We start from the raw sequence: 18,061 nt of genomic DNA, 5'->3' as shown, positions 1-18,061 counted from the left end.
GCCCACCCCATGGGGCATGGCAACGAATTCAATGCTTTCAGTGCACACAAATCAATGTACCTCATCGTCATCGCCTGGACCTACGTCACGCTCATGATGGCGGTGGCCGAGGCCACCAGCCCACAGGGCACTGTGCTGGGCGCCATCATCACGTTTGCGTTGTATGGCCTGCTGCCCATGGGCATTCTGGTTTACATCCTGGGCACGCCGTCGCGCAAGCGCAAGATCAAAGCGCGGGAGGCGGCCGAACAGGCTGCGTATGACGCGGAACAGGCCGCAGCCCGCGCGACCGATGCGGGCGCCGAACCCGCAGCGTCAGCCGCGCCAGATGCAGGCGGCAAAGCGCCCGCTGCCGCCGAGGGCAACGCTGTCGCGGCGGTGCGAAAAGAACCGTGAGGCCTGCGTAACGGTGCACCAGGGTGCGGTGCTGTCATTGCCGTAAATGGCGGTGATGCCCATGGCACGCAGGCGCAACCGGGCCAGCCCTGCCAGATCGCACAGGTACTTGCCCGGTGCATCGGGCCGGGCCACAAAGCACTGAGCGGCCGCAGCGCCCAGGGCACCCGGGGCGTCGCAGAACGCTGCACGCACCTCCGCCCCGACCTCGAAAGCCGTGGGGCCGATGCAGGGGCCTAGCCAAGCCACCGTGTGGGCAGCAACCTCTGAAGCATACGGAGAGCCAGGCGCCATTGCTGCATTTTTGATAGCTGCAGAGGCTTGATGTACTAGCGCTTCATGGCAAAAACGCTTGAAAACCGATTCCAGCACGCCCTGCCCTGCGTGCCCGGCCAGTCCGCGCCAGCCGGCGTGGGCTGCAGCCACCACTTGGCCTGAGCGGTGAGCCAGCAACACGGGCAAGCAGTCGGCCACCATGATGGTGCAGACGGCGCCGGGTGCACTGGCCACGCAGGCGTCGGCCTCTGTCCCGTCGGGCGTGCCCGCATCAAGCAGCGCCACGCCTTCGCCATGCACCTGACTCAAGAACACTGCACGCGTGCCCGGGGTCGTGGCTTGCAAGGCGGATTGAACGATCTGCCGGTTGGCGGCCACCGCCTGCGGATCGTCGCCCACATGGGCGCCCAGGTTCAACTGGTCGTACGGTGCGCGGCCCACGCCGCCCGCGCGCGTGGTGCACAGCGCATGCACACCGGGCGGTGCAGGCCAGTCGGGCACCAGCCAGTCTGCGTGCTGGCCCTGTACCGACGAAGACGCAGCCGTCACGCTTCGTTGTCCGGGCACGCCGAGGGCTGCGCCTGCTGGAACGCGGGCAGTGCCATGCAGGCGTCGAACGCACTCATGGTGCGCGGCAGGCCATCCAGGCTGACCTTGAAGCGCTGGGCATTGAAGATCTGCGGCACCAGGCAGCAGTCGGCCAGCGTGGGCGTGTCGCCCCAGCACAGCACCGAGGGCGCCATGCCCTGCGCAGCGCGCTCTTGCGCCAGCAGGTCAAGCTGCCGCTCGAACGCCTCCAGCCCACTGCGCACCCAGTGGTGGTACCAGGCGTTCTTGGCATCCTCGTCCACCTTCAGTTCATGCACCAGGTACTTGAGCACACGCAGGTTGTTGATGGGGTGGATTTCGCACGCCACCATCTGCGCCAGTGCGCGCACCCGAGCCCGCGCCAACGGGGTGGCGGGCAGCAAGGCAGGCGTGGGGTGGGTTTCGTCCAGGTATTCGATGATGGCCATGGACTGCGACAGCGCCGTGCCGCCATCGGTCACCAGCGTGGGCACCAGCGCGTCCCCAATGCGGCCCGCGTAATCGGGGGCCTTGTGCTCGCCCTTGACCAGATGCACAGGCATGTAGTCGTACGGCAGGCCCTTGAGCTGCAGCGCGATGCGCACGCGGAACGAGGCGGAGGAGCGGAAGTAGTTGTAGAGCTGCATGGCGGAGGGGGGCCTGGGGTCGGTCAAAGGAGGAATGAAGCCTGTGCGGCACGATGCCGGCAGGCCAGAGAAAGAGTGCGCCCGGCGGCCAAGGGCATCCCCGTCAGGCGCCCGAGGTGCCCGCCGGATCCTGGTGGTTGTAGACGACTTTGGAGAGCAGCACCATCAGGTCGGCGCTTTCCTGTGCGGTGAGCGGTGCCGTGAGGCGTTCCTGCACGCGCTGGGCGGCGTCGCGCATCTGCAGGGCGGCCACTTCGCCCTCGGGGGTGATCCACAGCAGTTTGCGGCGGCGGTCGCGGGTGTCGGGCTCGCGGCGGATCCATCCGCGCTTTTCCAGGCGCCCGATCACCGAGCCGGACGTGGCCGCATCGAACGCCACGCGGGCGGCCAGGGTGACCTGGTCCTCGCCCGGCTGGGCCAGCAGCTCGTGCAGGATGGCGAACTGCACCGGCGTCACGTCAAATCCGGCCGTCTCTTCCATGAAAAGTGCCACGGTCCGCTGGTGGGCGCGGCGCACCAGGTGGCCCGGCGTATTGTGGAAATCGAAGCTCTTTGCCATGGGCGCGAGTGTAGCGCCCCCCAGCAGAGGGTCAGCGCCCATGGCACACTGCCACACTGCGGCGCGCACGGTACTGCGCGCGGTTTTTTGACAGCATTCCCAGAACCATTGAAAGGCAGACATGAGCTACGTGTTTCCTCCAGCCCCCGTGGTCAGCGTGCCCGTGGTGGGCAGCGGCGAACGGTTTCCGGTACATCGCATTTACTGCGTGGGCCGCAACTACGAAGAACACGCCAAGGAGATGGGCTTCACCGGCCGCGAACCACCCTTCTTCTTCCTCAAGCCTGCGGATGCCATCGTGGTCGTCAACGCGGGCGAAACCGGGCAGCTGCCCTACCCCAGCCTCACGGCCAACCTGCACCACGAGATCGAACTGGTGGTGGCCATTGGCAAGGGCGGCAAGAACATCCAGGCTGCCGACGCTTTCAGCCACATTTATGGCTACGCCGTGGGCCTCGACATGACCCGCCGCGACCTGCAGAACGACATGAAGAAGCAGGGCCGCCCCTGGTGCATCGGCAAGGGCTTTGACGCCAGCGCTCCCATCGGCCCCATCACCCCGGCAGCGCAGGCAGGTGACGTGGCCAACGCGCCCATCTGGCTGCAGGTCAACGGCGCCGACCGCCAGCGCAGCACCGTGACCCAGCTGATCTGGAACATTGCCGAGACCATCGAGCACCTGTCGGCCGCGTGGGAGCTGCAGCCCGGCGACCTGATCTACACCGGCACCCCCGAAGGCGTGGGCGCTGTGGTGCGTGGCGATACGCTAGAAGGCGGCGTGGGCGGCCTCACGCCTTTGCGCCTGACCGTGGTCTGAGCGCCACCGGGCGGCCCCGCCGCCCGGCCAGGTGAACGCAATGCTACGATTTTCATAGCTGGCAGCGCATGTTGCACTATCGCTACCAGCCCATTTGACCCTCAAACCCCTGCATGACCTACCGCAGCCCCATCAAACATTGCCGCGCCTGTGGCACCGCCGTGGTGTACCGCCTGCCGGACGACGGCGACACCAAGCAGCGCGCAGTCTGCCCCGCGTGCAATACGGTGCACTACGAGAACCCGCTCAATGTGGTGGGCACGGTGCCCGCGCTGCCCGATGGCCGCATCCTGCTGTGCAAACGCAATATCGAACCCCGGTGGGGCAAATGGACGCTGCCCGCAGGCTTCATGGAGCTGGATGAAACCACGGCCCAAGGGGCGGCGCGTGAGACTGACGAAGAGGCTGGCGCGCAGATCGAGATCGGCCCCCTGTTCAGCCTGCTGAACGTGCGCCGCGTAGGCCAGGTGCATCTGTTCTACCGCGCCACGCTGCTGAGCGACCAGTTCAACCCGGGCTACGAAACCATCGAGGCGCGGCTGTTTGCCGAAGACGAGGTGCCCTGGGACGAGCTGGCGTTCCGCACCGTCAAGGAAACGCTGGAGTGCTACTTTGCCGACCGCAAGGCAGGCACCATGGGCATGCATTTCATCGACATCGAATAGGCGCGGCCATGACGGTTGCCACCTCCACCGCATCGCCTGCATCTTCCGCCCAGGCCAGCACTCCACCCGATGGTTTGCCCGCCTACCGCCTGCTCACCGGTCCCGACGACGCCAGCTTCTGCCGCCGCGTGAGCGACGCGCTGGCGCTGGGCTATCGGCTGTATGGCTCACCGGCGGCCACCTTCAACGGGCAGACCGTGATCGTGGCCCAGGCCATCGTATGGCCCGGCGTGGTGGCCTGACCGCGCAGCCCGACCGAGAAATTCAGCGACGCGTAAACCCCGCGCCGCGCCCGCTCATTCGCCCCCCACCCGCTCCTCTGCGGGCACCGGTGGCGACACCGAGCCCGGTGGGTCGGTAGTGACCGGCGGCAAACCGCCCGCACCCGCAGGCCGGGGCGGCATGCCGGGCACCGGGGCCTGCTGCGGGTCGGTGCGGAACAGGCCACGAATCCAGTCGCGCATAGTGCTGAGCGAGCTGTCGGGCGGTGGCGGCGGACTGGTGTCGAACTCGTCCACAAACCGGTCGTTGCCGTCGATCACCTTGTTGCGGATGGCCTGCTGCATGAACTCGCCCACCATGGGCAACGCACTGCGCGCGCCCTGCCCCCAGTAGTCGCTGCGCAGCGTGATGCGCCCGTCGTTGAAGCCGGCCCAGGCGCCCGCCACCAGGCGGGTGTGCATCAGGATGAACCAGCCATCGGTGTTGTCTTGCGTGGTGCCGGTCTTGCCCGCCACGTCGGCCTGGATGCCGTACCGCGTGCGGATGGCCGTGGCCGTGCCCCGGTCCACGGCACCGCGCATGGTGTTGCGCAGGGTCTGGGCAGCCCGGGGCTGGAAGACCTCTTCCGGCACGGGCTTGGCAAAGGTCTCCAACACCTTGCCGTGGCGGTCTTCGATGCTGGTGATGAGCACGGGCTCCACATAGCGGCCCAGGTTCACGATGCTGCTGTAGGCCGAGATCATCTCCTTGAGCGTGACCGGGCTGGTGCCCAGCGCGAGGGACGGAACCTCCTCCAGCTTGGACTGCCGCACGCCCAGTGCGCGTGCCACTTCGGCCACGCGGGCCGGGCCCACCTGCTGCATCACCTGCGCGGTGATGGTGTTCTTGGACAGCGCGAGGCCATCGGCCAGCGTCATGGGCTGGTCGCTGGGCGGGCCACCGTCGGTGGGGCGCCAGACGCGGCCACCGCCCAGCGGGATTTCGACGGCGGTATCCATCAACGTGTCTTCGGGCGTGGCGCCGTTAGCAAACGCGGCGCCGTACACAAACGGCTTGAAGGTAGAGCCCGGCTGGCGGCGCGCTGCCTGCACGTGGTCAAACGGGTCTTGCGCAAAGTCGCGGCTGCCCACCCAGGCCAACACATGGCCGGTGACCGGGTCTTGCGCCAGAAAGCCGGCCTGCACACGCGTCTTTTCGGCGCGCAGCTTGGCCATGAAGGAGGCGTCATCCATCAGCGCCTTCAGGGCGTCGTCAGGGGCGTCGCCTTTGTCAACGGCGGCGCGGTATTCGGCGCTCTCGCGCACCAGGGTCTGCACCAGCTCGTTCTTGGGGCCCCAGCCGTTGCGCTGCGACCAGGCGGTGTCTGCCACGCCTTGCAATTGCCGGCCCTGCCGTGCCACCGCCTGGTTGGCATAGGCCTGCAGGCGCGAATCGATGGTGGTGCGAATCACCAGACCGTCCGAATACAGGCTGTAGCCCTTGCTGTCGGCCCAGTCGATGAGCTGCTTGCGCAGCTGGATCGCAAAGTGCGGCGCCGGACCCATCACCTCCGTCTGGCGTTCGAAGTTGATGCGCAGCGGGCGTTTTTGCAGGGTCTCGAACTGCTTGGCATCGAGCTTGCCCCGCTTGACCATCTGCGACAGCACCGTGTTGCGGCGGGCCTGCGCGCGCTCGGGGTTCAGCACCGGGTTGTAGTAGGCCGTGCCCTTGAGCATGCCGATCAGCGTGGCGCTTTCCAGCACGTTGAGCTTGTCGGCCGACTTGTCAAAGTAGGTGCGCGCGGCCATCTCGATGCCGTAGGCGTTGTAGAGAAACGGCACGGTATTGAGGTAAGTCTCCAGGATTTCGTCCTTGGAATACGACGCCTCGATCTTGAGGGCGGTGATCGCCTCCTTGAGCTTGCGCGTGAGCGTGCGCGAGCGCCCGATTTCCTCCGGGAACAGGTTGCGCGCCAGCTGCTGGGTGATGGTGGAGCCGCCCTGCGGGTCCCCACGCAGGGTCAGCACCACCGACGACGCCGTGCGCCGCCAGTCCAGCCCGAAGTGCTTGTAGAAGCGGTGGTCCTCGGTCGCTATCAGCGCGTCCACCACGTTGGGCGAGATCTGGTTCAGCTCCACCCACTCGCGGTTGGCCCAGCGGTATTCGGCCAGCAGCTTGCCGTCGGCCGACATGAGCTGCGCCGGCAGCTCGCTCTTGGCCTTGCGGATGTCGCTGATGCCGGGAGTAAAAGGCACCAGCGCCAGCGTGAACACCAGCAGCGCAGCGGGCACCGCCACCACCGTCCACAGCAGCAGGCGCCGCACGGGCCGGGGAACCCAGGCCAACAGGCTCGCCATGCGGGCCCGGAAAGAAAGCAGCCAGTTGTGCATCAATGAATCGCCGGGAGATTGGGGGTCGCTTCAGGACCGCCCCACCAGGGGCCGGTCAGGAAGGAGAAAGGGGAATGAGAACGCGAACAAAGAGTCGGGCATGGTGCACCGTGCTCCGTCAGACACCCTGGCCTGACAACAGTTCCAGCATGCCGGCTTCGTCGAGCACGGGCACACCCAGTTCCTGGGCCTTGGCCAGCTTGCTGCCTGCTTCTTCGCCCGCCACCACGTAGCTGGTCTTCTTACTGACGGAGCCGGCCACCTTGGCGCCTGCGGCTTCGAGCATGTCCTTGGCCGCGTCGCGGCTCAGGGTGGGCAAGGTACCGGTCAGCACCACTGTCTTGCCCGCCAGGATCTGCGGAGCGCGCTCGGCCACCGGCCCCTCGGGCCAGGTCACGCCGCAAGCGCGCAGTTGCTCGACCACCTCGCGGTTGTGCGGCTGCTGGAAGAAGGTGTGCAGGCTCTGCGCCACCACGGGGCCCACATCGTTCACCTCCAGCAACTGCTCCACGCTGGCATCCATGATGGCGTCCAGCGTGCCGAAGTGGCGTGCCAGGTCCTTGGCCGTGGCCTCGCCCACATGACGCAGCCCCAGACCGAACAAAAAGCGTGGCAAGGTGGTCTGCTTGGATTTTTCGAGCGCGGCCAGCACGTTCTGGGCCGATTTTTCGGCCATGCGCTCCAGCGCGATGAGCGATGTGAGGCCCAGCCGGTACAGGTCGGGCAGCGTGCGGATCACATTGGCATCCACCAGCTGGTCCACCAGCTTGTCGCCCAGGCCCTCGATGTCCATGGCACGGCGCGCGGCAAAGTGCAGGATGGCCTCCTTGCGCTGCGCGGCACAGAACAGGCCGCCCGTGCAGCGGTGGTTGGCCTCGCCCTTTTCGCGCACCACGGCGCTGCCACACACGGGGCAGGCCTTGGGCATCTGAAAATTGGGTACATAGCCCGTGCGGTTGCCCGGCATCACGCCCACCACTTCGGGGATCACATCGCCCGCACGGCGCACGATGACGGTGTCGCCCACGCGCACGCCCTTCTTGCGGATCTCGAACAGGTTGTGCAGCGTGGCGTTGGTGACGGTGACGCCGCCCACAAACACAGGCGCCAGGCGTGCGACCGGCGTGATCTTGCCGGTGCGCCCCACCTGCACGTCGATGCCTTCGATCCTGGTGGCCATCTCCTGCGCGGGATATTTGTGCGCCACGGCCCAGCGCGGCTCGCGCGTCTTGAAGCCCAGGTCGCGCTGCAGCTGCAGCGAGTTGACCTTGTAGACGACGCCGTCAATGTCGTACGGCAGCGCATCGCGGCTGGCACCCACCTGCTGGTGAAATGCTACCAATTCAGTAGCGCCCACCGCAATCTTTACCTGCACCGCGACCGGAAAACCCCAGGATTTCAACGTCTGCAGCATCTCGAAATGCGTGCGGAACACGGGCCCACCCTCGGCAGGCGGCGTGATGGCGCCCAGGCCATAGGCAAAAAAACTCAAGGGCCGCTGGGCGGTGATGTTGGAGTCCAGCTGGCGCACCGCACCCGCAGCCGCATTGCGTGGGTTCACAAAGGTCTTGCCGCCCTGCTCCCGCTGGCGCTCGTTCAGCGCGTCGAAGTCGGCGCGGCGCATGTAGACCTCGCCGCGCACTTCGAGCAAAGAAGGCACACCGTCGGGCAGGGTCAGCGGAATCTGGCGGATGGTGCGGATGTTGTGCGTCACGTCCTCGCCCACCTCGCCATCACCGCGCGTGGCGGCCTGCACCAGGCGGCCGTTTTCATAGCGCAGGCTCATGGCCAGGCCGTCAAACTTGGGCTCGGCCACGTATTCGATGGCAGGGTCAGCATCCGTCAGACCCAGCTCGCGCCGCACGCGGGCATCAAACGCCTGGGCGCCCGTCGCTTCGGTGTCGGTTTCGGTGTGAATGCTGAGCATGGGCACCGTATGGCGCACGGGGGCCAGGCCCTCCATCACCGCGCCAATCACGCGCTGCGTGGGCGAGTCGGGGGTGACCAGGTCAGGGTGCGCGGCTTCCAGCGCCTGCAGCTCGCGGAACACGCGGTCGTATTCGGCGTCGGGCACGGTGGGCTCGTCCAGCACGTAGTACTGGTGCGCCCACTGGTTGAGCTGGTCGCGCAGTGCTTTGATTTTGATAGCAGGCTGCGCTTGATCCACGGGCGCTGAGGCCGAAAAAAGGTCGAAATTCTCGGTCATTTCAGTGATCGACCCCGCTGTGCACCGTATGCGGCCTATACGACTGGCGCAGTCCATGCCAGGGACACCGAGCCAGGGCCGCCCCGCAGCGAAGGTGTCGTCCCCCTTGAGGGGGAAGACGCCGAAGGCGGCTCAGGGGGTGCTTCATATCTTTAGCTGAACAGGCGCCGCGCCAGCACCGACCCCGCCGACAGGTCCCGCCCATCGAGCTGGTCGTACAGCAGCTCCAGGTCGGCGGCGATCGGGTCCATGGCCATCGCAGGCAGCGGTGTGCCGTTCTGGTCGCAGAGCACACCGTCCATGGCCTGGCACAGGGCGGCGGCCACGTCGCGCAGGCGGGCAAAAGGCTGTTCGGTGCGGTGGACCTGGGCGACATCGAGACTTAAAGTGATGTCGCGAATGGCGGACTGATCGGGGTCGTCGGCCAAGGCAGCCTGGGTGTCGTAGCCCAGCGTGAGCAAGGGCGGCAGGCCCTGGGTGCTGGCAGGCAGCACCAAGCGGCCGGGCATGGCGCCGGGCACAAAGCCCAGGCGGGCGGCATTCTGCTGCACATAGCCGGGGCTCCACGCGGCCTGGCGGGCCCGCAGCATGAACATGAGCTGGGCATCGTGGTCGCTGGCGAACTGGTCCAGTTCACGGGCGCGGGCCACTTCCTGCAGCATGTCGGGGAAGTCGGGGGCAGCGTTGATGGCGTCGGCAAAGGCCTGGGCCTTCATCACGAATTCGGAGAACTCGATCTCGTTGAGCGCGCCCATGCGGTTGGCCAGTTGCACGCCCGCCTGGAAGGACTGGTAGCGCTGGCCGGGGGCCGGGGTTTCCCACTGCTGGGTGGCTTCGTTCAGGCCTTCAATGGCAAAGGGCTTGCTGCCTGCGCGGCGGGTGGGCGGCAGCGCGGCCAGGGCCGCGTCGCCGGACACCACATGCTCGGGCTGTAGCGAGGCGATCACATCGATGAGCGGGTCCAGCCCCGGGCGGCGCTCGGGCGAAAACGGCGGCACGGGCAGTTGCAGGGCGTCGCCCGCGTCCACGTTGTGTTCAGACGGCTCCGGCCCCCGGTCCAGGCCGTGGAACTCGCTGGGTGGCATGGCACCGGTCGCTCCCGTGTCAAAGCCGGGCTCCAGGCGCTGCGCGGGCTCCACCGCCGGGTCGTGCTCGGTGGGCAGGGCGCGCTTGGGCGCGTTGCGGCGCGAGGTCCAGGTGTTGTACGCCACGATCAGGGCCAGCACCAGGCCACCGATGATGGCCAGACTCAGTTGCAATGTGCTCATGTTTGAATGAATGGGTTCAAGCGTCCACCATCGAGAGGGCCGATTCCATATCGACGGCCACGATGCGCGACACGCCCTGCTCCTGCATGGTCACGCCGATCAGTTGCTCGGCCATTTCCATCGCGATCTTGTTGTGGCTGATGAACAAAAACTGCGTGCCCTTGCTCATGCTGGACACCAGCTTGGCATAACGTTCGGTGTTGGCGTCGTCCAGCGGCGCGTCCACTTCGTCCAGCAGGCAGAACGGCGCGGGGTTGAGCTGAAAGATGGCGAACACCAGCGCAATGGCCGTGAGGGCCTTTTCGCCGCCCGACAGCAGGTGGATGGTCTGGTTTTTCTTGCCGGGCGGCTGCGCCATCACCTGCACACCTGAATCCAGAATTTCGTCGCCCGTGATGATGAGCTTGGCCTGCCCGCCGCCGAACAGCTCGGGGAACATGCGGCCAAAGTGCGCGTTCACGGTGTCGAAGGTGCCCGAGAGCAGCTGGCGCGTTTCGCCATCGATCTTGCGGATCGCGTCTTCCAGCGTGTTCATGGCCTCGGTGAGGTCGGCGGTCTGCGCATCGAGGAACACCTTGCGCTCGCTGGCCAGCTTGAGTTCATCCAGCGCGGCCAGGTTGACGGCGCCCAGGGCCGTGATCTCGCGGTGCAGGCGGTCGATTTCGCTTTGCAGGCCGCCGATGCGCACATTGCCCTCCTCGATGGAGCGGGCCACGGCTTCCAGGTCGGCCTGGGCGTCTTGCAGCAAGGTGGTGTACTGCTCCAGGCCCAGGCGCGCAGCCTGTTCCTTGAGCTGGAATTCGGTGATGCGCTGGCGCAGCGGGTCGAGTGCGCGCTCCAGCTGCATGCGGCGCTCGTCGCTGGCGCGCAGCTTGGTGGTCAGGTCGTCGTATTCGCTGCGCTGGGCGGCCAAAGCCTTCTCGCGCTCCATTTTGAGTTCCAACGCGGCCTGCAGGCCGCCTTGCGCTGCGGCATCCGACAGGCGGGCAAGCTCATCGCGCGCACGCTGCTCTTCGTCGGCCAGGGCCTTGGCTTGCTGGGTGGCGGTTTCGATGGAGCGGTTGAGCTCGGCGCGGCGCGCCTCCAGGCTGCGCTGCGAGAACGTGGCCTCTTGCGCCTGGCGCTCCAGCGTGCGCTGCTGTTCACGGCAGGCGGCCAGCTTGCGCTCCGCCTCGATGACCTTGTCGCCCAACTGGGCCTCGCGCTCCTGGCTGTCGGCCAGTTGCATGTCCAGCTCTTCAAAGCGCGCCTCGGCGGCCACGCGGCGCTCCTGCAGGTCAGCCAGTTGGGCCTCGACCTCGGCCAGGTCGCCATCGATCTGTGCGCTGCGGGCGCGGGTCTGCTCGGCGAGTTGCGTCAGGCGCAGGGTTTCCACCTGCAGCTCGTGCGCGCGGCTCTGGGCCTCGGTGGCTTCACGGCGGGCGGACACCAGGCGCTGCGAGGCGTCAGCATAGGCGGCCTCGGCGCGGACCAGGGCAGTGCGAGACTCTTCGGCGATCAGGGCCTGCGCGCGCAGTTCCTTTTCAAGGTGCTCGATCTCTTGCGCGCGGGCCAGCATGCCGGACTGCTCGGAGTCCTGCGCATAAAAGCTCACGCTGTGGGCGCTGACGGCATGGCCCGTGGGCACAAACACCGTCTCCCCAGGTTGCAACTGGCTCCGGCGGGCCAGGGCTTCGTCGAGCGTGGGGGCGGTGTAGCAGCCCTGCAGCCAGTCGGTGAGCACGGCGCGCAGACCCGCGTCATTGAGGCGCAGCAGATCGGACAGGCGCTGGTGCTGGGACGGCGCCTCGGGCTGGCCGGCTGCAGGCGCGCTGTAAAAGGCCAGGCGCGCCGGAGGCGCATCGTTGCCGCCGGAGCCCAGAAAACCGCGCACCATGTCCAGGCGCCCGACTTCCAGCGCGGCCAGACGCTCGCGCAGGGCGGCTTCGAGCGCGTTTTCCCAGCCCTTTTCGATGTGGATACGGCTCCATAGGCCTTGCAGGCCGTCGAGGCCGTGTTTGGCCAGCCAGGGGCGCAGCTTGCCGTCGGTCTTGACCTTTTCCTGCAGCGCCTTCAGGGCCTCCATACGGGCCGATAGCTCGGCCTGGCGCGCACTTTCGGCGTTCACCGCCTGCTGGCGGGTGCGGCGGTCTTCGTCCAGCTGGGGCACGGACTCCTGCAGCTCGTACAACCGTGCCTCGGTGGTTTCGGCAATCTCCTGCGCTTCTTCGAGCTGCTCGCGCAGGTTGTTCAGGCGGGCTTCGTCGGGCGCGGCCAGCGCGTTGCGGTCAGTGCGCAGGCGTTCAAAGCGGGCGTCCAGCTGGCGGCTTTGCTCGTCAAAGCTGCGTTGCTCGGCGGCCAGCACGCCTATCTGCTGCTGCACCTGCACGACGCTGCTGCGCTGCTCGGCCGTGCGGGCCTGGGCCTGGCGCAAGGCTTCTTCCAGGTCGGGCAGCTGCATGGCCTGCTCTTCGACCTGGGCGGCGAGCAGTTCGGCGCGCTCTTCGGCATCTACCCCCGCACCGGCCAGGTTTTCCAGCTCCACATCGGCATCTTCCTTGCGGGCTTGCCACTGCGCGATCTGCTCGGCCAGTTGCACCAGGCGCTGCTCCACGCGCTGGCGGCCCTCGACCACGTAGCGGATCTCGGCTTCGAGCTTACCGACCTCGGCCGTGGCTTCATAGAGCTTGCCCTGGGCCTGGTTGACTTGGTCGCCCGCGGCGTAGTGGGCCTGGCGGATGGTTTCGAGGTCGGACTCGACGGCGCGCAGGTCGGCCATGCGCGATTCGAGGTCGTTCACGGCCTGCAGGCCGTCCAGGCGCACCTTGTTCTGCTGCTCCTCGGCCTCGGTCCGCTTCAGGAACCACAGCTGGTGCTGCTTGAGCGTCGCATCGGCGTGCAACGTGTTGTATTTGGCGGCCACCTCGGCCTGCTTTTCGAGCTTTTCGAGGTTGGCGTTCAGCTCGCGCAGGATGTCTTCGACCCGCGTGAGGTTCTCGCGCGTGTCCGACAGGCGGTTTTCGGTCTCGCGGCGGCGCTCCTTGTATTTGGAGACGCCCGCAGCCTCTTCGAGGAACAGGCGCAGTTCCTCAGGGCGGCTTTCGATGATGCGGCTGATGGTGCCCTGGCCGATGATGGCGTAGGCGCGGGGCCCGAGGCCCGTGCCCAGGAACACGTCCTGCACGTCGCGGCGGCGCACAGGCTGGTTGTTCAGAAAGTAGCTGCTGGTGCCATCGCGGGTGAGCACGCGGCGCACCGCGATTTCGCCAAACTGGCCCCACTGGCCGCCCGCGCGGTGGTCGGAGTTGTCGAACACCAGCTCCACACTGGCGCGGCTGGCCTGCTTGCGGGTGGTGGTGCCGCTGAAGATCACGTCCTGCATGCTCTCGCCGCGCAGCTCGCTGGCCTTGCTCTCGCCCAGCACCCAGCGCACCGCGTCCATGATGTTGGACTTGCCGCAGCCGTTAGGCCCCACCACGCCGACCAGTTGCCCGGGCAGCATGAAATTGGTGGGTTCAGCGAACGACTTGAAGCCGGAGAGCTTGATCGAGGTAAGACGCACGGATCAGATGGCGGGTAGATGCAGAAGAGACGCGGCGGTCAACCAGGGCGCCGGTGCGCAGTCCCGGCGTACAACACCCCGGCAGGGCCGGGTATGGGCAAGGCCGGAATGATACCGCGCCGCCTGCCCGGCCCCGGGGCGCAAGGGCCGCCAGGGGTGCCCGCAGGCCGGCTGGCACCAAAAATCCAGCCAAATCGGCCTGATGCGCTAGTGCAATATGGTTTTATTGCTATCGATTTTGATAGCCAAAGGCGACGACCATCAAGGCAGCACACACACTTGGTTACGCCCGCCCGACTTGGCCTTGAACAGAGCTTCGTCCGCGCGGGCCACTGCCTGGGGCAGATGCTGCAGCGCAGAGATCTCGCACGCGCCAATGGACACGGTGAGCTGCTCGGGCTCGGTGATGCCCTCCACCGCGCGACGCAGCTTTTCGGCCACCTTCAGCGCGTCGGGCAGTGCGGTCTGGGGCAGGCAGACCAGAAACTCCTCGCCGCCCCAGCGAATGATCTCGTCGCCGCGCCGCAGGGCATCGGTCAGCACCCGGGCCACTGCCTGCAGGGCCTTGTCGCCCGCATCGTGGCCAAAGCGGTCGTTGATGCTCTTGAAACGGTCAAGGTCCATGAGCAGGATGGACGAAGCGGGCTCAAACAGGGAGGCCCGGTACACACGCCGGTCGATCAGGTCCACCGCGTGGCGGTTCAGCAGCCCGGTCAGCGCATCGTGGTAAGCGGCGCGCTGCAGCTCCTGGCGCTCGGCGGCCACGGTCATGAGCGAGCCGAACAGTTCTGCCAGCCCCGCAAACAGGCTCTCGCCAACCTCGTCAAAGTAGCCATCGCGGTCGGCGTACAGCACAAAGATGCCGCTGTAGCCATTGAAGGTGGAGGCAATGGGCAAGGCCAGCACATGGTGAATACCGTGGTGGCGTGCCGCCTCGCGCCAGGGGCCAAACGGGGAAAGCTGCGACACCGTGAAAGGGCCCGCAGACTTGCCCTCCAGCGTGGTAAAGGCAGGGCCGATGCGGGTGAGCAGGTTGCGCTCGATGGTCAGCGACTCGGCATAAGCGACCGCCGGGCCTGCGTACACCTGCGGGCGGATGGTCTGCGTGTCGGTCGGGCCGAACCAGGTCCACGCCAGGCGGATGTGACTGGTGACATCCACGATGGCCTGGCACACCCCGCGGATGATCTCCAGCTCGCTGCGCCCCAGGATCAGCTTGGCAGAGCGCTTGAGCAGCATCTCGGCGATCACCGAGCGCTCGCGTTGTGCGTCAAACCCTGAGGCTGCTGGTGCCTGTGGTGTGGAAGCGGACGGCAGAGATTTTTTGAAAAACATGGAAACGGCAGCGGTCAAGCGCCCGCATCATAGGTGGCGCGGCCAGCCTGCGGGTGCAAAGGGTCTACGGCGTCGCGTTGCTGGCCGCACCCATTCCCTGGCCCCGCACGCCCGGCGCAGGGCCGATGCCATCAATGGCCTCCATCCAGGGTGCCATCCAGAGCACCGTTCGTGCGGCGAACCAGTGCCTCGAACTCGGCCACGGCCACGGGCGGACTGAGCAGAAAGCCCTGCCATGCGTGGCAGTGATGGCGCTCCAGAAACTCGCGCTGCGCCTCGGTTTCCACGCCCTCCGCGATCACGCGCAGGCCCAGGCTGGTGCCCAGGGCCACCACCGTGCGTGCAATGGCGGCGTCGTTGGGGTCGGTGAGCACGTCGCGCACAAAGCTCTGGTCGATCTTGAGCTGATCCAGCGGCAGGCGCTTGAGGTAGCTGAGCGATGAATAACCGGTGCCAAAGTCGTCCAGCGAAAAGCCCACGCCGTAGCCTCGCAACTGGCCCATCTTGTCGATGGTGTCTTCCACGTCCTGCAGCAGCAGGCCTTCGGTCATCTCCAGCTTGAGCTGGTGGCCGTCGGCCCCTGCCCCCGCCAGTGCGGCAAGCACCTGGGCCACAAAGCCCGTCTGGTGGAACTGCCGGGGACTCACGTTGACCGCAAGGCTCAGCGTGGCCAGGTCGGGCTGCTGGGCCCACGCGGCCAGACGGCGGCAGGCCGCCTGCAGCACCCATTCGCCCAGCGGCAGGATCAGGCCGGTTTCTTCGGCCAGCGGGATGAAATGCGCGGGCGAGATGAAGCCGTCGCGCGGGTGGCGCCAGCGCAGCAGGGCCTCGGCGCCGATGATGCGGCCGTGGTCGATCTGGGGCTGGTAGTACAGCTCGAACTGGCCCTGGGCCAGGCCCACGCGCATGTCCAGCTCCAGCGTGGCGCGGGCGCTGACCACGGCCTGCATCTGGGGGTCATAAAAGCGCAAGGTGTCGCGCCCCGCATTCTTGGCCTGGTACAGCGCCAGGTCGGCGCGCTTGAGGAGTTCATCCACCGTCTCGCGCGTGCCGCTGTAAATGGTGACGCCCATGCTCAGCGAGCTGTGGTGCGCGTCGCCGTCGATCTGGTACGGCTCGCGCAGCACGCCCAAGATGCGCTGGCCCACGTCTTCGGCGCGTGCAGCGGCCTCTTCAGGACTGTCGCCCAGGTCTTCCAGCACTACTACAAATTCGTCGCCGCCCTGGCGGGCCACAGTGTCGTCCTCGTGCACGCAACTGCGCAGGCGGTGCGCCACCTGCAGCAGCAAGGCATCGCCCCGGTCGTGGCCCCGGGTTTCGTTCACCGTCTTGAAGTTGTCCAGGTCCAGCATCAGCAAGGCTCCGCTGCGCTGGTGGCGCGCACTGGTGGCCAGCGCCTGCTGCAGCCGGTCCATCAGCAGGCGGCGGTTGGGCAGGCGGGTGAGCGGGTCGTAGTAGGCCAGCTGGTTGATCTCTTCCTCGGCAGCCTTGCGCTCGCTCAGGTCCTGCATGGTGATCAGGCGCCCGCCTTCGACAAAGATGCCGGAGATCTCCACCGGCTTGTATTTGCCGTCAGCGCAGCGGATCGTGTACTCGGCCAGCGGGATGATGCCCTGGTGCGAGGTATCCAGCAGCCGCTGGCGGATGGCCTCCCGCTCGGTAGCGTCGGGGTAGGCGCGCTGCCACCAGGTGTTGGTGTCGGGCACTTCCTCCTGCGTGTAGCCACAGATCTGCACATAGCGCGCGTTGCGAAAGCTGATCAGACCGTCGTCCTGCACCAGGCACAGGCCCATGGGCAGGCGCTCCAGGATGCTGCGCAGGCGTTGTTCGTTGGCGCGCAGGTTTTCTTCCATGCGCTTGCGGGCTGTGATGTCCTGCACCACGGCAATGTGGTAGCCCGGCGCCGAGCCCGAGGCCCACATCGACGACACGGTGAGGTCGCCCCAGACCTCGTGCCCGTCCTTGTGGATGTAGCGTTTTTCCAGCCGGTACTCGGGCACATCGCCGCTCTGCAGCCGCCTCACTTGCGCCAGATCCGCCGCCAGGTCGTCGGGGTGGGTGAGGCTCTGAAAGGTCATGCCCACCAGTTCCTGCGGGCTGTAGCCCAGGATGTCGGCGTAGCGCTGGTTGACGCGCACGAACTGGCCCGTGGCCGAGTCCACTTGGGCCACACCCACGGTGGCCTGGTTGAACAGTGCCCGAAACCGTTCCTCGCTCTCGCGCCGCGCCTCGTCGGACAGCTGGGCTCGCACCAGCGCCAGCGTGCGCTGGCGCACCAGCAAGGCCACGGTGGACGCCAGCAGCAGCGACACCAGCGCGGCAGCCAGCCCGGCCAGCCATGGCAGGCGGGTTTCAGACGGGGTGAGGAACGACGGGGTGGGGTAGAAGGTGAGCTGCCAGCGCCGGTCGTGCACCGCCAGCACACGCACCAGGGGCCGCGCGCCGGGCAGGCCAGGGGCGGTCTGCTCCAGCAAGGGGCGCACGACGTTGTCACCCGAGTTGGGGCGCACGGGCCCCAGGTCGTCCATGGCAACGGCGATCCCGTTCAAATACCCTTGGCTGCCCAGCCCCTGCACCAGGTCATAGACCCGCAGCGTGGAGGCCACCGCACCCACAAAACGCTGCTCGGCCGTGCCAGCCGTGGGGTCAAACACCGGCACGCGGATGACGATGCCCGCGCGGTGCGAGGATTCCTGCAGCAGGTCGAACGGGGCGGACACCACGGTCTGCCCGCTGTCGCGGCTGTAGCGCATCGCCGCCAAGTTGGTGGGCTGTGCGCTGATGTCCAGCCCCAGCACACCCTCGTTGCCAAACATCGGCCAGAGGTACTCGGCCACAAAGTATTCGGGCCGCTCACCGGGCGGGTGGATCTTGAACTGGGGCAAGCCTTCGGGGGACAGCGAGGTGTCGGCCCGCACCCGGGCCTCGTAGGCCTCGCGCTCGGGCCCTGGCACCCAGCGCGTGAAGGACAGGTTGCGCACGCCGGGGTACCGCTGGCCCACCTCCATCTCGCTGGCGGCCCGTTCAAAGTCCAGGCGCGACAGGCGCGGGTTGGCGGTAAAAAGGCCCCGCAGCCCATTGACCACCTCGGTATGGCCTGCGATACGCTGGCTCAGTGCGTCGGAGAACGCCCTGGTTTCCTGTGTGAAGCGGGCCTCCTCAATCTGGGCCATCGACGCTGCCTGATGCTGCG

General features: G+C 67.1%; 13 protein-coding genes. 4 read left to right on the top strand and 9 right to left on the bottom strand.

Features of this window, described 5'->3' with window-relative positions; translation table 11 throughout:
• The first annotated feature begins 54 nt into the window (after positions 1-54).
• Positions 55-396, top strand: coding sequence for a hypothetical protein (locus tag ACODSU_RS03720; RefSeq protein ID WP_422849539.1), 342 nt, complete (start codon positions 55-57; stop codon positions 394-396).
• On the opposite strand, the gene ACODSU_RS03715 is transcribed toward ACODSU_RS03720, so the two are convergent.
• From ACODSU_RS03715 to ACODSU_RS03705, 3 genes are all read right to left on the bottom strand, one after another.
• Positions 316-1,239 carry a purine nucleoside phosphorylase YfiH/LACC1 family protein gene (locus ACODSU_RS03715; protein WP_488840185.1) on the bottom strand — a complete coding sequence of 308 codons (924 nt, stop codon included), beginning with the start codon at positions 1,237-1,239 and terminating at the stop codon, positions 316-318. The two genes, ACODSU_RS03720 and ACODSU_RS03715, sit on opposite strands and share 81 nt — an antisense overlap.
• Entirely contained in the window at positions 1,218-1,886 is a 669-nt protein-coding gene (gene maiA, locus ACODSU_RS03710; protein ID WP_488840183.1) for a maleylacetoacetate isomerase, read from the bottom strand. Before maiA ends, ACODSU_RS03715 begins: the two co-directional genes overlap by 22 nt.
• A gap of 103 nt (positions 1,887-1,989) precedes the next feature.
• Positions 1,990-2,445 carry a MarR family winged helix-turn-helix transcriptional regulator gene (locus tag ACODSU_RS03705; protein ID WP_043566498.1) on the bottom strand — a complete coding sequence of 152 codons (456 nt, stop codon included), beginning with the start codon at positions 2,443-2,445 and terminating at the stop codon, positions 1,990-1,992.
• Between the two features lie 121 nt (positions 2,446-2,566).
• Here ACODSU_RS03705 and ACODSU_RS03700 point away from each other — a divergent pair, with 121 nt between their 5' ends.
• From ACODSU_RS03700 to ACODSU_RS03690, 3 genes are all read left to right on the top strand, one after another.
• On the top strand, positions 2,567-3,262 hold the full coding sequence (locus tag ACODSU_RS03700; RefSeq protein WP_116749809.1) for a fumarylacetoacetate hydrolase family protein: 696 nt from the start codon (positions 2,567-2,569) through the stop codon (positions 3,260-3,262).
• A gap of 113 nt (positions 3,263-3,375) precedes the next feature.
• Positions 3,376-3,927, top strand: coding sequence for an NUDIX hydrolase (locus ACODSU_RS03695; protein WP_015014179.1), 552 nt, complete (start codon positions 3,376-3,378; stop codon positions 3,925-3,927).
• Between the two features lie 8 nt (positions 3,928-3,935).
• Entirely contained in the window at positions 3,936-4,169 is a 234-nt protein-coding gene (locus tag ACODSU_RS03690; protein WP_476016641.1) for a DUF1737 domain-containing protein, read from the top strand.
• Between the two features lie 54 nt (positions 4,170-4,223).
• Here the strand turns inward: ACODSU_RS03690 and ACODSU_RS03685 are convergent, their stop codons facing one another.
• From ACODSU_RS03685 to ACODSU_RS03660, 6 genes are all read right to left on the bottom strand, one after another.
• Positions 4,224-6,518, bottom strand: a complete 2,295-nt coding sequence (locus ACODSU_RS03685) for a penicillin-binding protein 1A (RefSeq protein WP_488840180.1) — start codon at positions 6,516-6,518, stop codon at positions 4,224-4,226.
• Between the two features lie 118 nt (positions 6,519-6,636).
• A complete protein-coding gene (gene ligA / locus ACODSU_RS03680) occupies positions 6,637-8,724 on the bottom strand; it encodes an NAD-dependent DNA ligase LigA (protein ID WP_488840178.1) in 2,088 nt (695 codons plus the stop codon).
• A 152-nt stretch (positions 8,725-8,876) separates the two neighbouring features.
• Positions 8,877-9,992, bottom strand: a complete 1,116-nt coding sequence (locus tag ACODSU_RS03675) for a cell division protein FtsZ (protein ID WP_488840176.1) — start codon at positions 9,990-9,992, stop codon at positions 8,877-8,879.
• 16 nt (positions 9,993-10,008) lie between these two features.
• Positions 10,009-13,533: a chromosome segregation protein SMC gene (smc, locus tag ACODSU_RS03670; protein WP_488840175.1), complete on the bottom strand. Its 3,525-nt coding sequence runs from the start codon at positions 13,531-13,533 to the stop codon at positions 10,009-10,011.
• A 261-nt stretch (positions 13,534-13,794) separates the two neighbouring features.
• A complete protein-coding gene (locus ACODSU_RS03665; RefSeq protein ID WP_488840173.1) occupies positions 13,795-14,868 on the bottom strand; it encodes a GGDEF domain-containing protein in 1,074 nt (357 codons plus the stop codon).
• Positions 14,869-14,999: 131 nt separating this feature from the next.
• Positions 15,000-18,041: a bifunctional diguanylate cyclase/phosphodiesterase gene (locus tag ACODSU_RS03660; protein WP_488840171.1), complete on the bottom strand. Its 3,042-nt coding sequence runs from the start codon at positions 18,039-18,041 to the stop codon at positions 15,000-15,002.
• Positions 18,042-18,061 lie beyond the last annotated feature (20 nt).

It is taken from the genome of Acidovorax sp. FG48 (genome assembly GCF_057809085.1).
Note: the sequence above shows the minus strand (reverse complement) of the source record. Positions and strands in the feature narration are given on the sequence as shown.

What these genes read in the sequence shown, in the direction of transcription:
- ACODSU_RS03720 (WP_422849539.1), top strand. Translation starts at nt 55, where the DNA reads ATGTACCTCATCGTCATCGCCTGGACCTACGTCACGCTCATGATGGCG.
- maiA (WP_488840183.1), bottom strand. Translation starts at nt 1,886, where the DNA reads ATGCAGCTCTACAACTACTTCCGCTCCTCCGCCTCGTTCCGCGTGCGC.
- ACODSU_RS03705 (WP_043566498.1), bottom strand. Translation starts at nt 2,445, where the DNA reads ATGGCAAAGAGCTTCGATTTCCACAATACGCCGGGCCACCTGGTGCGC.
- ACODSU_RS03700 (WP_116749809.1), top strand. Translation starts at nt 2,567, where the DNA reads ATGAGCTACGTGTTTCCTCCAGCCCCCGTGGTCAGCGTGCCCGTGGTG.
- ACODSU_RS03695 (WP_015014179.1), top strand. Translation starts at nt 3,376, where the DNA reads ATGACCTACCGCAGCCCCATCAAACATTGCCGCGCCTGTGGCACCGCC.
- ACODSU_RS03690 (WP_476016641.1), top strand. Translation starts at nt 3,936, where the DNA reads ATGACGGTTGCCACCTCCACCGCATCGCCTGCATCTTCCGCCCAGGCC.
- ACODSU_RS03685 (WP_488840180.1), bottom strand. Translation starts at nt 6,518, where the DNA reads ATGCACAACTGGCTGCTTTCTTTCCGGGCCCGCATGGCGAGCCTGTTG.
- ligA (WP_488840178.1), bottom strand. Translation starts at nt 8,724, where the DNA reads ATGACCGAGAATTTCGACCTTTTTTCGGCCTCAGCGCCCGTGGATCAA.
- ACODSU_RS03675 (WP_488840176.1), bottom strand. Translation starts at nt 9,992, where the DNA reads ATGAGCACATTGCAACTGAGTCTGGCCATCATCGGTGGCCTGGTGCTG.
- ACODSU_RS03665 (WP_488840173.1), bottom strand. Translation starts at nt 14,868, where the DNA reads ATGTTTTTCAAAAAATCTCTGCCGTCCGCTTCCACACCACAGGCACCA.
- ACODSU_RS03660 (WP_488840171.1), bottom strand. Translation starts at nt 18,041, where the DNA reads ATGGCCCAGATTGAGGAGGCCCGCTTCACACAGGAAACCAGGGCGTTC.